Genomic DNA, 13614 nt, shown 5'->3' with positions numbered 1-13614 from the left:
CGGATTATCCTCGGATCGCCCAGAAGGCCAGGTTCAAACCCGGGAACTGCCCGGCGATATGGAAGGCAAAGCCGCCGGAATTGCTCAACTGCTGCCAGTGCTCGCTGCCTCGGTCCAGCTCGTAGTAGGTACTACCGGCGTGGTACGGCAATTGGCGCGGCGCCACCGGTAACGGCAGCAAGCCAATGCCTGGCAGTTGCAGGTTGACCATGTCGCGAATGTGCTCCACCGAACCGACTTTGCTCTGCTGGCCAAAGCGTGCGCGCAGGGTTTCGCCGGGCACATCGGCACGCACCACGAGGATGAAACTGGCGTTGTCGAGCAGGGTCTTGTCGGCCAGCATCGCCACGTGGATACCGTAGGCCTTCTCCACAATCGGGATCGGCGTGGCCTTGCTGTCGATCAGCATCGACAGCGCTTCACGCAGGGCCGCCATCACCGGAGTGAAGCTCAGCGCCAAGTCATCGTGCTGGTATTGCTGGTATTCCTGCGGGCGGCGACCTGAAGTGGAGAAGGTCGAAAACTCACCGGCCAGGCTCACCAGTTCGCTGAAGAAGCGCTCCGGGTGCAGCGGGCTCAACTGGCTCAAATGCTGGATCAGCGGCTGGGCGCGATTGACCAGCTGCAGGAGCATGAAGTCGGCAATCTCCGAAGCGCCGCCAGCGCCGGAGGCCACCACGCGCCCCGCCAGGGCTTCGCCACGCTGGTGCAGCAGGCCGAGCAGTTCACTGCGAAACGCAGTCAGCGGTTTGCTTGCGGTCACATTCAGCACCGGCGGGATGTAGGTGTCGTCGAGCACCAGTGCACGGTCGGCGCGTTTTTCCTTGATGCGTACCAGGCCAATGGCGGCATAGTCGCTGATGCCGTCCTGCGCCGTCAGCAGGCGCAATGCCCGCGACCCCACGGCTACCGGGGCGCGGTTTTCGAACGGCGCGTTGTCATCGCGCACTTCACGCACCTGGCTGACATAACGCGCAGCTTCCAGGGCTTCGCCTTCCTCAACCGTGTCACGCGCACCGGCACGCTTGAGCGGCAGGGCCAGGTACACCAAGCCGTCGCGCAGGTTGTCGTCGATACTCAACGGGCTCGGCGCCAGGTCATCCTGGGGGATATTGAAGGGCGTGCCATCGGGCAACAGGCCGCGGGCCGATACGATCGCCAGCTTGCCCTGGGCCAGCAGGCCCTGGTCGATCAGCAACTCGGAAAAACCCCAGGCCCCTGCCGACAACGGACGGCTGCGCGCGTCGATCAGGTTTTCCAGGTAACGGTCATGCTGCTGGAAGTGCTGCGTTGCGATGAACATGCCTTCCGACCAGACCACGCGATTGTTCCAGGACATGGGGGCTCCGATTGCTTGTTATTGGGCTGGGCTGGAGGGGGAAACCACGACGTCGGCGCGCACGGCACGCACATCGAGGCTGATCTGGTATTCGCTGGATTGGCGCGGCGCTACGTTGATCACGGCGCGCCATTGCGCGCGGTCCAACTCGCGATAGCCCACCAGCACGCCGATCTGGCGCGTGGCCGGGTTGAGGTCGCGCTGAATGCTCAGTTGCTGGCCGGGTTGCACCACCACTTCATCCTGGTCCAGCAGGTCGAGGCCGAGGGTGGATTGCGCACGGTCAGCCAGGGCGAAGTAATCGGAGCGGGAAAAGGTCGCGGCGTTTTTCAGTTCGAAAATACGCACCCGCACCGGCGCAGCCTGGCCATTGGCGCCGGGGTTGAGCCCGGCGATCGCGTGGAAATGCAACTCGACGGCGGCGCTGTTGGCTTGCGTGTCGGCAGCCGCTTCGGGTTTGGCCGCGTCGTTTGCACACGCGGTCAGCAGCAGCGCGGTAGCGGCTGCGAGTAAAAACCTGGGAATCATCCTGCGTCCTCAATGACGTGTTTAGCTATCCGTTTTATCCATAAGTGCGACGCGCTTTAGCGTCGCTGTCGTGCGCTGTGCTCTTCGTAGGCCCGGCTGAATTCGCGACCGAACAGGTCCTGGAAATCCTCCTGGGCCTCGCGCGAAATGTTGCTGTAGAGCTCGGTAAACTGCTGCCAGTACTGGGCCTGGCGCGAGCCGTTGAAAATGCTCGAAAGGCCACCGGGCTTGCCCATGCGTTCCTCCAACTGCGCCGGTTCAAAGCGCGCGAGCAGGTGTTTGATCGCCGCTTCCACGCCAGCCATCACGGCCAACTGGTGGGCGCGCAGGTCATCGAAACTGTCCCGTACCGCGATGTCCGGCGCCATAAACGCCTGGTTGCCATGACGAAGCAGCAGCAGTAACGCTTCGTCGGCATTCGGGGCGAATTTCAACGGGTTGTTTTCAGCGGGGCGGATCATCGTCTGCTGCATACGGAACTCGCCCTTGAGGCTGGCCCGGGCGCGCAATACGTCGATCAGGCCCTCGACCATCAGCCGGTAGCTGCGGCCGATGCTTTCCATCTGGGCGCTGGCGTCGGCCTGGTCCAGCCGCAACTGGTCGAGACCGGCGCCACGCAGGAAGGCTTGCAAGAGGTCGCTAGGTTGCGCAGTGTCGGCCACGGCAAGTGCAACCGGCTCGACCACAGGCGGCGGAGCAATCGGTGCTGGGGCAATCGGCGTCGGTGCAGGCGCGGCATTGGCGACCGGCGCGGGCGCAGGCGCGTCGCCAAACAGGTCCCAGTCTTCAGGAATGACAGCGCCTTGCACCACCGGTTTCTCGACTACCGGTACAGCAACCGGAGCCGGCGGGCGGAAATCGTGTTGTTCGGATGGCACATGGTCCGCCACAGTGGGCGGCGGCACGGCGGTGGGGCTGAGGAAGTCGAACAGGTCTGGCAGGGTTTCCATCGACGAGGCGCCGTGGAATTGCGGTGCGATCATCGGCGTAGGCGCAGGCGGACTCGCCACAGCGCCCATCAGCGCTTCGAAGCTGTTTGGCGACTCACCGGCAAACGGTTGGCTGTCGACGGCTTGCACGTTGAAGTCGATGCGCGCCTGGATTTCGTAATCGCCGATGCGGATCAACTCGCCATCTTGCAGCGGCTCGCTGTTACCCCGGCGCATACGAATACCGGCCTTGACCAACTCCACACCATTGGTGCTGTTATCGGTTAAGTAATAACGGCCATCTTTGTATTGAATAACGCAATGCTGGGAGGAGACGAGACGCTCAGGATCAGGCAATACCCAGTCATTATCCGAACTGCGACCAATAGCTATCCTGCCCTGATCCATGGACTTTTCAGCGCATTGCCCTGGGGTAATCTTGTGATAACTAGTGATAGTCAAACACAGCGACATCTTGCCTCCTTGCTGATGCATCGCGCGCGGTCTACCCAAAGGGCCACGCTTCCCTGAAGATTTGCCCGCGGTCGCGAAAACGACCGCCAAAATCTGCTTTTACCAGCATGATCGCTGATCTTAACTGGCTTGCATGACAAAAATCCTCCATGGGCGCGCCTTTCGACCCGCCAGTCGCACAGGTTGTTAAACACCGCACATCTGTCACAGAGGGCGAATAGCTTACCTTGACAAGGCATAACTACTACACCAAAAATGCACAACTTCTTGAACATCAGTGATGGCGCAGTAGTGGCACTCTGATTGTATGACCAAGAAAACATGCACAGTTCATTGCGCAACTAATGCATGCGTTGCCCGCCTTCCAGCGGGCTGATAAGGAGATCGAACTCAGTGGATGTGCCGTTGCTGCTCACCGCCGTTTCTGCAACTTCGCCCTGTGGCGAAGACATGGAATATGACGCGCAATTTCTGCAATTGGAACGTGATGCCAAGGGCCAGCCCGAACGCAGCATGGGCGACTCGATCCTGCCCGCCGAGCCGCCGGAGTGGCGCAGCATCCAGCAGCAGAGCCTCGACCTGTTGCAGCGCAGCAAAGACCTGCGCATCACTCATTTCCTGCTGCAAAGTTCCCTCGCCTTGCAGGGCGTGGCCGGGCTGGCTGAAGTCCTTGTCCTGATCAACGCCTTGCTGCGCGAATACTGGGCCGACGTGCATCCACGCCTGGATGCCGACGACGACAACGACCCCACCGTGCGCATCAACGCCCTGACCGGCCTGACCTGCGACACCAATATTCGCCTGTTGCGCGAAAGCATCCTGACACGCTCACGCACCTTCGGGCCCGTGAGCCTGCGCGCCGCGCTCAACGCCAGTGGCCTGCAGAGTTTTGCCGACGAGCAACTGGGCAACCAGCAGCTCAACGCTGCATTCCTCGACAGCGACCCCGAGCTGCTGCAAGCCACCCGCGATGCGTTGATCGCAGCGCGTACGGCCTGCGAAGCCATCGAGCAACAGGTCAATGACCAGGTCGGTTCCGCCCAGGGCGTGGACCTCAGCGCCTTGAAGCAGCCGCTCAAGCAGGCCCTGCAAATACTCAATCAAGCGGTGCCCGGCACCGACAGCAGCAGCGAACCCGAGGCCGTCAGTGAAGACAATGCCCCCTCGGTCGATTTCGCCGCTGCGCCCGCAGCCCCTCGCCCGACGGGCGACATCGCTACTCGCGATGACGTGTTGCGCAGCCTCGACAAGATCCTTGCGTACTACACCCGACACGAGCCTTCGAGCCCGCTGCCGGTGTTGTTGAACCGAGCGAAAAATCTGGTGCACGCCGACTTCGCGGCCATCGTGCGCAATCTGATTCCCGACGGCATGTCCCAATTTGAAAACCTGCGCGGCCCGGACAGCGAGTAAGCCGCCGGACCGTGCAGTAACAACACCGTCGCTCAAGCGACCAGGAGCAGCAACGTGGCGAAGCAAAGTTCTCAGAAATTCATCGCGCGCAACCGTGCGCCTCGAGTGCAGATCGAGTACGACGTCGAGCTCTACGGCGCCGAGAAAAAGGTCCAGCTGCCCTTCGTAATGGGTGTGATGGCCGACCTCGCCGGCAAGCCCGCCGAGCCGCTGGCACCCGTGGCCGACCGCAAGTTCCTTGAAGTGGACGTCGACAACTTCGACTCACGCCTCAAGGCCATGCAGCCACGCGTGGCGTTCCACGTACCCAACGAGCTGACCGGCGAAGGCAACCTGAGCCTGGATATCACCTTCGAAAGCATGGACGACTTCAGCCCGGCCGCCGTGGCGCGCAAGGTTGACTCGCTGAACCAGTTGCTCGAAGCCCGCACTCAGTTGGCCAACCTGCTGACCTACATGGACGGCAAGACCGGCGCTGAAGAAATCATCATGAAGGCGATCAAGGACCCGGCACTGCTTCAGGCACTTGCCAGCGCGCCCAAGCCTGCAGGGGAGCAGTAATCATGACTGACAATACCGCCCGCGAAGGCAGCCAGATCCTGGGTGCCACCGAAGAAGCCAGCGAGTTCGCCAACCTGCTGCTGCAAGAATTCAAACCCAAGACCGAGCGTGCCCGCGAAGCCGTGGAAACCGCGGTGCGCACCCTGGCTGAACAAGCCCTGGCGCAAACCGACTTGGTGTCCAACGATGCGATCAAGTCGATCGAATCGATCATCGCCGCCATCGACGCCAAGCTCACTGCCCAAGTCAACCAGATCATCCACCACCAGGATTTCCAACAGTTGGAAAGCGCCTGGCGTGGCCTGCACTATCTGGTCAACAACACCGAGAGCGATGAGCAACTGAAGATTCGCGTGCTCAACATTTCCAAGCCGGAGCTGCACAAGACCCTGAAGAAATTCAAGGGCACCGCGTGGGACCAGAGCCCGATCTTCAAGAAGATGTACGAAGAAGAATACGGCCAGTTCGGCGGCGAACCCTACGGCTGCCTGGTGGGCGATTACTACTTCGACCAGTCGCCACCCGACGTGGAACTGCTGGGCGAGCTGTCGAAAGTCTGCGCCGCCATGCACTCGCCGTTCATCGCGGCCGCATCGCCAACCGTGATGGGCATGGGCTCCTGGCAGGAACTGTCGAACCCACGCGACCTGACCAAGATTTTCACCACCCCGGAATACGCCGGCTGGCGCTCGCTGCGTGAATCGGAAGACTCGCGCTACATCGGCCTGACCATGCCGCGCTTCCTGGCGCGCCTGCCGTATGGCGCCAAGACCGACCCAGTGGAAGCCTTCGCCTTCGAAGAAAACACCGACGGCGCCGACAGCTCCAAGTACACCTGGGCCAACGCCGCCTACGCGATGGCGGTGAACATCAACCGTTCGTTCAAGCACTACGGCTGGTGCTCGCGCATCCGTGGTATCGAGTCTGGCGGTGAAGTGGAAAACCTGCCGGCCCACACCTTCCCTACCGATGACGGTGGTGTGGACATGAAGTGCCCGACCGAAATCGCTATCAGCGACCGCCGTGAAGCGGAACTGGCGAAGAACGGTTTCATGCCGCTGCTGCACAAGAAAAACACCGACTTTGCCGCGTTCATCGGCGCACAGTCGTTGCAGAAACCGGCCGAATACGACGACCCAGACGCCACCGCCAACGCCAACCTGGCCGCGCGCCTGCCGTACCTGTTCGCCACCTGCCGTTTCGCCCACTACTTGAAGTGCATCGTGCGCGACAAGGTCGGCTCCTTCAAAGAGAAGGACGAGATGCAGCGCTGGTTGCAGGACTGGATCCTCAACTACGTCGACGGCGACCCTGCGCACTCCACCGAAACCACCAAGGCCCAGCACCCATTGGCGGCTGCCGAAGTGATCGTGGAAGAAGTCGAAGGCAACCCGGGGTATTACAACTCCAAGTTCTACCTGCGCCCGCACTACCAGCTTGAAGGGCTGACGGTGTCGTTGCGACTGGTATCGAAGCTGCCTTCTGCCAAGAGCGCATAAGTAACTGTTGAACCGGTTCTTCTGTGGGAGCCGGGCTTGCCCGCGATGCAGGCGACGCGGTCTGCCAGCCAGACCGCGGTGATGCTATCGCAGGCAAGCCAGCCCCCCAGAAAAGCACTGCCCCATTGGCGGTAACCCAATATCGTGGCTGAGACCACACAGGGAGAAAACATGGCTGTTGATATTTTCATCAAGATCGGCGACATCAAGGGCGAGTCCATGGACAAGGCCCACAAGGACGAAATCGACGTATTGAACTGGAGCTGGGGCATGGCCCAGTCCGGCAACATGCACGTTGGCGGTGGCGGCGGTGCGGGCAAGGTGAATATCCAGGACCTGTCGCTGACCAAGTACGTCGACAAGGCTTCGCCCAACCTGATGATGCACTGCGCCAGCGGCAAGCACATCGACAAGGTCAAGCTGACCGTGCGCAAGGCCGGTGGCGAAAGCCAGGTCGAGTACATGGTGATCAACCTGGAAGAAGTGCTGGTCACCTCCCTGAGCACCGGCGGCTCGGGCACCGATGATCGCCTGACCGAGAACGTGACCCTGAACTTCGCCCAAGTGATGGTCGACTACCAGCCGCAGAAAGCCGACGGCACCAAAGACGGCGGCGCGATCAAGTTTGGCTGGAACATCCGTTCCAACACCAAGCGCTGATAGCCCCTGTGGCCGTGACCCCGCGCCACGGCCACAGGCATCTTGTCCCTCTCGCAACCCGTCCGTGGAGCTGCTTTGGTGGTAACTGAAATCGCTTCCCGCGACCGTCTGCAACCGTCCCTGCTGGACCGGCTGACCGACGACGACCCGACCAATCCCAAGGAAAGCGCCGACAAACGCGTGCTATCCCTGACCCAATTGAAAGCCTCGGTACTGCGTGACCTGGCGTGGCTGCTCAACACCACCTCGTTACTTGATGCCGATGCGACGCTGCACACCCCGGCCGGTACCTCGGTGGTCAATTACGGCCTGCCGGCACTGGCGGGCAACAGCGTTTCCAGCGTCGACATCAAGGCCCTGGAAGCCCTGATCTACCAGGCCATCGCCACCTTCGAGCCACGCATCCTGCGCCACACCCTGCGGGTCAAAGCCCGTGTCGGCCATGGCGAGATGAACCACAACGCCCTGAGTTTCGAGATCGAAGGTGACCTGTGGGCGCAGCCAGTGCCGTTGCGCCTGCTGCTGCAAACCGACCTGGACCTGGAGTCCGGCCACGTACGCGTGGTCAATGCCGACCAGCGGAGACGCCCATGAATCCGCGCCTGCTGGAGCTGTACAACCAGGAACTGCACCACGTGCGCGAAAGCGCCGCCGAGTTCGCCAAGGAATACCCGAAAATCGCCAGTCGGCTGACCCTGTCCGGTATGGACTGCGCCGACCCCTACGTCGAACGCTTGCTTGAAGGCTTTGCCTACCTCACGGCCCGGGTGCAGCTCAAGCTCGACGCCGAGTACCCGACCTTCACCCACAACCTGCTGGAAATCGCCTACCCGCACTACCTGGCGCCCACCCCGTCGATGACCGTAGTGCAATTGCAGACCGACCCGGATGAAGGCTCCCTGGCCAGCGGTTTCCCCCTGCCCCGCGACACGGTACTGCGCGCCGCCCTGGGCCGCGAAACCCAGACCTGCTGCGAGTACCGCACCGCACATCCGGTGACGCTGTGGCCCTTGCAGGTCAGTCACGCCGAATACTTCGGCAACCCCGCCGCCGTGCTCGGTCGCCTGGCCGCCAGTGAGCCGAAGGCCAAGGCGGGGTTGCGCCTGACCTTGCGCACCGGCGCCGAATTGCCGTTCAGCAGCCTTGAGCTGGATAACCTGCCGCTGTACCTCAGTGGTGCCGACGAGCAGCCATTCCGCCTCTACGAACAACTGCTGGGCAATGCCTGCGCGGTGTTTGCACGCCAACCCGGCGGCGATTGGGTTGAGCGTTTGCCCCAAGACGCGTTGCGCTCCCGTGGGTTTGACGATGCCGACGCGGCGATGCCGGTAGTGGCGCGGGCGTTCCAGGGCTACCGGTTGTTGCAGGAATACTTCGCCCTGCCCCACCGCTTCCTGTTCGTCGAGTTCGCCGAGCTGGGCCGGGCGGTCAAGCGTTGCGACGGCCAGGAGCTGGAACTGATCGTGCTGTTCGACCGCCACGAACCGAGCCTGGAAGGCAGCGTTGGCGCAGCGCAGTTTTTGCCCTTCTGCACCCCCGCGATCAACCTGTTCCCAAAACGTGTAGACCGCATCCACTTGTCTGACCGGGTCAACGAACACCACGTGATCGCCGACCGCACGCGGCCGATGGATTTCGAGATTCACTCGTTGAGCGGCATCACCGGCCACGGCACCGGGCCGGAGCAGCCGTTTTTACCCTTCTATGCAGTGCGTGATCCGTCGCGTTATGGCCGTGACCAGGCTTACTACACGGTGCGCCGCGAGCCACGCGTGCTGTCCAGCGACCAGCGCCGCAACGGTCCGCGCTCCACCTACGTGGGCAGCGAAACCTTCGTCAGCCTGGTGGACAGCCGCCAGGCGCCCTACGGCCATGACTTGCGCCAGTTGGGCGTCACGGCGCTGTGCACCAACCGCGACTTGCCGCTGTTCATGAGCGTGGGCAATGGCAAGACCGATTTCACCCTGGCCGACAGCGCCCCGGTGCTTTCTGTGCGTTGCGTCGCAGGCCCCAGCCGCCCACGCGCCAGCCATGCCCACGATGCCAAGGCCTGGCGCCTGATCAGCCAGCTGTCGCTCAATTACCTGTCTTTGAGCGAACAGGGCCAGGGTGCCGGCGCCCTGCGTGAGTTATTGCGCCTGTACGGCGACAGCAACGACGCCGCCCTGCAATTGCAGATCGAAGGCTTGCGCGAAGTCAGCAGCAAGGCGGTGACCCGGCGCCTGCCGATGCCTGGCCCGATCGTATTTGGCCGGGGCCTGGAAATCACCCTGCAATTCGATGAAAACGCGTTTCGCGGCACCGGTGTGTTTCTACTCGGTGCGGTGCTGGAGCGCTTCCTGGCACGTTATGTGTCGATCAACAGCTTTACCGAAACGGTGATCCGTACCACCGAACGCGGCGAGATCATGCGATGGAAAGCCAAGCCCGGACGGCGTCCGACCCTGTGAGTACCCTGGATGCGATGCATCAGGAGCCCTGGGAATATGACTTCTTCCAGGCGCTGCGACGTATCGAGTGCGAATCGCCGGACCTGCCGCGCCTGGGCCATTCCCTGCGCCTGGCGGATGACCCGTTGCGCCTCGGGCAACAGGCCGATTGCTCCTTCGCGCCGGCCACGCTGGCGTCGGTCGACCCCGGCGGCGACGGCAAGCCGGCGCGCCTGGAGCAGTTCTTCTTCGGTCTCGGCGGCCCCAACGGCCCGCTGCCGCTGCATATCACCGAGTACGTGCGCGAGCGTCAGCGCAATAACGCCGACAGCACCAGCAAGCAGTTCCTGGATGTGTTCCACCATCGCTTGCTGACGCTGTTCTACCGAGCCTGGGCCGAGGCACGTCCGACGGTCAGCCACGACCGGCCGGACGATGACTACTGGTCCGCACGCCTCGCCGCCCTGAGTGGGCGGGGTATGCCGAGCCTGCTCAATCAGGGGTTGATTGCCGATACCGCCAAGCTGCACTACAGCGGCCACCTGTCGGCGCAAACCCGCTACCCGGACGGTTTGAAGGCGATCCTCGGCGAGTATTTCGGCCTGCCGGTAGCGATCGAGGAATACGTCGGCCAATGGCTGGAATTGCCCGAGCGCAGCCGCGTCGGTGTGAGCGCCAACCAGTTGGGCGTGGACTTTTGCCTGGGCCGCTTTGTGTGGGACCGCCAGCATAAATTCCGCATTCGCCTGGGCCCACTCAAGCTGGACGACTACATGGGGATGCTGCCTGGTCATCAACCGTTCAACGAACTGGTGGCCTGGGTGGCCGAGTACCTGGGCCATGAACTGGACTGGGACCTGAACCTGGTTTTGCAACAACCCGAAGTTCCGGCACTGCAACTCAACGGCCAGTTCCGCCTGGGTTTCAATACCTGGCTCGGCCAACCTGCGCATGACGCCAACGACCTAATCCTGGCCCGGCATTACGCCGACCACGCCACCACCTCAAGGAATCCAGAGCATGGGTGAAATCAGTCGCGCCGCACTGTTCGGCAAACTCAACAGCGTGGCCTACAAGGCCATCGAAGCCGCCACCGTGTTCTGCAAGTTGCGGGGCAATCCGTATGTGGAGCTGGCCCACTGGTTTCACCAGTTGCTGCAATTGCAGGACTCGGACCTGCACCGCATCATCCGCCAGTTCAACCTGGAACCGGCGCGCCTGGCCCGTGACCTTACCGAGGCCCTGGACCGCCTGCCACGCGGCTCGACCTCCATCACCGACCTGTCCTCCCACGTGGAGGAAGCGGTGGAACGTGGCTGGGTGTACGGCAGCCTGATGTTTGGCGAAAGCCAGGTGCGCACCGGTTACCTGGTGCTGGGCATTCTGAAAACGCCGAGCCTGCGCCACGCGCTGCTGGGCTTGTCCGCCGAATTCGACAAAATCAAGGCCGAAGCCTTGAGCGAGCGCTTTGACGAGTATGTCGGCGACTCGCCGGAAAATGCCTTGAGCGCCAGCGATGGTTTCAATGCTGGAGCAGTGCCGGGTGAAGCCAGCGGTGCGATGGCGCCGAGTGCGATGGGCAAGCAGGAAGCGCTCAAGCGCTTCACCGTTGACCTGACCGAACAGGCCCGCAGCGGCAAGCTCGACCCTATCGTCGGCCGTGACGAAGAGATTCGCCAACTGGTAGACATCCTCATGCGTCGGCGCCAGAACAACCCGATCCTCACCGGTGAGGCCGGGGTGGGCAAGACCGCCGTGGTCGAAGGTTTCGCCCTGCGCATCGTCGCCGGTGATGTGCCGCCCGCCTTGAAAGACGTGGAACTGCGTAGCCTCGACGTGGGCCTGCTGCAAGCCGGCGCCAGCATGAAGGGCGAGTTCGAACAGCGCCTGCGCCAGGTCATTGAAGACGTGCAGGCTTCGCCCAAGCCGATCATCCTGTTTATCGACGAAGCCCATACCCTGGTGGGTGCCGGTGGTGCGGCAGGCACTGGCGACGCGGCCAACCTGCTCAAGCCCGCCCTCGCCCGTGGCACCTTGCGTACCGTGGCCGCCACCACCTGGGCCGAGTACAAGAAGCACATCGAAAAAGACCCGGCGCTGACCCGCCGCTTCCAGGTGGTACAGGTTGCCGAGCCGTCGGAAGACAAGGCGCTGCTGATGATGCGCGGCGTGGCCTCGACCATGGAAAAACACCACCAGGTGCAGATCCTCGATGAAGCCCTGGAAGCCTCGGTGAAGCTGTCGCACCGCTACATCCCGGCGCGCCAGTTACCGGACAAGTCCGTTAGCCTGCTGGACACTGCCTGCGCCCGTGTCGCCATCAGCCTGCACGCGGTGCCCGCCGAAGTGGACGACAGCCGTCGCCGTATCGAGGCCCTGGAAACCGAGTTGCAAATCATCGCCCGTGAGCATGCGATCGGCATTGCCATTGGTGCGCGTCAAACCAATAGCGAAGCGCTGCTGACCGCCGAGCGTGAGCGTCTGGCCACGCTGGAAAGTCGTTGGGGTGAAGAAAAAGCCTTGGTAGATGAATTGCTGGCTACCCGTGCAACCCTGCGCGAAAAAGCCGGTGTGGTGGACAGTGGCAACGATGCGTTGCGTGCGCAATTGGTCGACCTGCAACAACGCCTCACCGCCCTGCAAGGCGAAACCCCGCTGATCCTGCCGACCGTGGATTACCAGGCCGTGGCCTCGGTGGTCGCCGACTGGACCGGCATCCCGGTGGGCCGCATGGCGCGCAACGAACTGGAGACCGTGCTCAACCTCGACCAGCACCTGAAAAAACGCATCATCGGCCAGGACCACGCCCTGCAGATGATCGCCAAGCGCATCCAGACTTCCCGCGCCGGCCTCGACAACCCGAGCAAGCCGATTGGCGTGTTCATGCTGGCCGGCACCTCGGGTGTGGGCAAGACCGAAACCGCCCTGGCACTGGCCGAAGCCATGTACGGCGGCGAGCAGAACGTCATCACCATCAACATGAGCGAGTTCCAGGAAGCCCACACCGTGTCCACCCTCAAGGGCGCGCCACCGGGCTATATCGGCTACGGCGAAGGCGGCGTGCTGACCGAAGCGGTGCGGCGCAAGCCCTACAGCGTGGTGCTGTTGGACGAGGTGGAAAAAGCTCACCCGGACGTGCACGAGATCTTCTTCCAGGTGTTCGACAAGGGCGTGATGGAAGACGGCGAAGGCCGAGTGATCGACTTCAAGAATACCCTGATCCTGCTGACTACCAACGCCGGTACCGAGCTGATCTCCCACGTCTGCAAGGACCCGGCGAACATTCCCGAGCCGGAAGAAATCGCCAAGGCCCTGCGCCAGCCGTTGCTGGAGATTTTCCCACCGGCGCTGCTGGGACGTTTGGTGACCATTCCCTACTACCCGCTGAGCGACGAGATGCTCAAGGCGATCACGCGCCTGCAACTGAACCGCATCAAGAAGCGCGTGGAGAACACCCACAAAGTCGCCTTTGACTACGACGATGCGGTGGTCGATTTGATCGTCTCGCGCTGCACTGAAACCGAAAGCGGTGGGCGCATGATCGACACTATCCTCACCAACAGCCTGCTGCCGGACATGAGCCGTGAGTTCCTCACGCGCATGTTGGAAGGCAAGGCGCTGGCGGGGGTGCGGATCAGCAGCCGGGATAATGAATTGCACTACGACTTCAGCGACGCAGATTGACCTGACGGGACACGGTCAAAATGTGGGAGCTGGCTTGCCTGCGATAGCGGTGTATCAGTCAACATCAATGTTGAATGTTCAATTGCTATCGCAGGCAA

11 protein-coding genes are annotated in these 13614 nt (G+C 62.3%); 8 read left to right on the top strand and 3 right to left on the bottom strand.

Features of this window, described 5'->3' with window-relative positions; translation table 11 throughout:
• Positions 1–4: 4 nt before the first annotated feature.
• The 3 genes from tssK to tagH are packed head-to-tail and all read right to left on the bottom strand — an operon-like array spanning position 5 to position 3270.
• Positions 5–1339, bottom strand: coding sequence for a type VI secretion system baseplate subunit TssK (gene tssK, locus JH25_RS12305; protein ID WP_032878696.1), 1335 nt, complete (start codon positions 1337–1339; stop codon positions 5–7).
• 18 nt (positions 1340–1357) lie between these two features.
• Positions 1358–1867 carry a type VI secretion system lipoprotein TssJ gene (gene tssJ, locus JH25_RS12310; protein WP_005792508.1) on the bottom strand — a complete coding sequence of 170 codons (510 nt, stop codon included), beginning with the start codon at positions 1865–1867 and terminating at the stop codon, positions 1358–1360.
• A 56-nt stretch (positions 1868–1923) separates the two neighbouring features.
• Positions 1924–3270: a type VI secretion system-associated FHA domain protein TagH gene (gene tagH, locus JH25_RS12315; RefSeq protein WP_032878694.1), complete on the bottom strand. Its 1347-nt coding sequence runs from the start codon at positions 3268–3270 to the stop codon at positions 1924–1926.
• A 393-nt stretch (positions 3271–3663) separates the two neighbouring features.
• On the opposite strand from tagH, the gene tssA reads away from it, so the two are divergent.
• The 8 genes from tssA to tssH all read left to right on the top strand — a co-directional run bounded on the left by tssA (position 3664) and on the right by tssH (position 13516).
• A complete protein-coding gene (gene tssA, locus JH25_RS12320) occupies positions 3664–4683 on the top strand; it encodes a type VI secretion system protein TssA (protein WP_032878693.1) in 1020 nt (339 codons plus the stop codon).
• A gap of 54 nt (positions 4684–4737) precedes the next feature.
• Positions 4738–5244: a type VI secretion system contractile sheath small subunit gene (gene tssB / locus JH25_RS12325; RefSeq protein WP_003195557.1), complete on the top strand. Its 507-nt coding sequence runs from the start codon at positions 4738–4740 to the stop codon at positions 5242–5244.
• Between the two features lie 2 nt (positions 5245–5246).
• Positions 5247–6743: a type VI secretion system contractile sheath large subunit gene (gene tssC / locus JH25_RS12330; protein WP_005792511.1), complete on the top strand. Its 1497-nt coding sequence runs from the start codon at positions 5247–5249 to the stop codon at positions 6741–6743.
• A gap of 171 nt (positions 6744–6914) precedes the next feature.
• Positions 6915–7403: an Hcp family type VI secretion system effector gene (locus JH25_RS12335; RefSeq protein ID WP_005792512.1), complete on the top strand. Its 489-nt coding sequence runs from the start codon at positions 6915–6917 to the stop codon at positions 7401–7403.
• Positions 7404–7481: 78 nt separating this feature from the next.
• A complete protein-coding gene (tssE, locus tag JH25_RS12340; protein WP_005792513.1) occupies positions 7482–7997 on the top strand; it encodes a type VI secretion system baseplate subunit TssE in 516 nt (171 codons plus the stop codon).
• Positions 7994–9853 (top strand): type VI secretion system baseplate subunit TssF, encoded by a 1860-nt coding sequence (tssF, locus tag JH25_RS12345; protein ID WP_032878692.1) that lies wholly within the window; start codon positions 7994–7996, stop codon positions 9851–9853. The genes tssE and tssF overlap by 4 nt, the downstream gene beginning before the upstream one ends.
• Positions 9817–10860, top strand: coding sequence for a type VI secretion system baseplate subunit TssG (tssG, locus tag JH25_RS12350; protein ID WP_032878691.1), 1044 nt, complete (start codon positions 9817–9819; stop codon positions 10858–10860). Before tssF ends, tssG begins: the two co-directional genes overlap by 37 nt.
• On the top strand, positions 10853–13516 hold the full coding sequence (gene tssH, locus JH25_RS12355; protein ID WP_032878690.1) for a type VI secretion system ATPase TssH: 2664 nt from the start codon (positions 10853–10855) through the stop codon (positions 13514–13516). The genes tssG and tssH overlap by 8 nt, the downstream gene beginning before the upstream one ends.
• Positions 13517–13614 lie beyond the last annotated feature (98 nt).

Origin of the sequence: Pseudomonas sp. BRG-100 (assembly GCF_000737955.1) — a bacterium.
Lineage (GTDB): Bacteria > Pseudomonadota > Gammaproteobacteria > Pseudomonadales > Pseudomonadaceae > Aquipseudomonas > Aquipseudomonas synxantha_A.
This window is presented reverse-complemented; position numbering and strand designations above follow the sequence as displayed.

What these genes read in the sequence shown, in the direction of transcription:
- tssK (WP_032878696.1), bottom strand. Translation starts at nt 1,339, where the DNA reads ATGTCCTGGAACAATCGCGTGGTCTGGTCGGAAGGCATGTTCATCGCA.
- tssJ (WP_005792508.1), bottom strand. Translation starts at nt 1,867, where the DNA reads ATGATTCCCAGGTTTTTACTCGCAGCCGCTACCGCGCTGCTGCTGACC.
- tagH (WP_032878694.1), bottom strand. Translation starts at nt 3,270, where the DNA reads ATGTCGCTGTGTTTGACTATCACTAGTTATCACAAGATTACCCCAGGG.
- tssC (WP_005792511.1), top strand. Translation starts at nt 5,247, where the DNA reads ATGACTGACAATACCGCCCGCGAAGGCAGCCAGATCCTGGGTGCCACC.
- JH25_RS12335 (WP_005792512.1), top strand. Translation starts at nt 6,915, where the DNA reads ATGGCTGTTGATATTTTCATCAAGATCGGCGACATCAAGGGCGAGTCC.
- tssF (WP_032878692.1), top strand. Translation starts at nt 7,994, where the DNA reads ATGAATCCGCGCCTGCTGGAGCTGTACAACCAGGAACTGCACCACGTG.
- tssG (WP_032878691.1), top strand. Translation starts at nt 9,817, where the DNA reads ATGGAAAGCCAAGCCCGGACGGCGTCCGACCCTGTGAGTACCCTGGAT.
- tssH (WP_032878690.1), top strand. Translation starts at nt 10,853, where the DNA reads ATGGGTGAAATCAGTCGCGCCGCACTGTTCGGCAAACTCAACAGCGTG.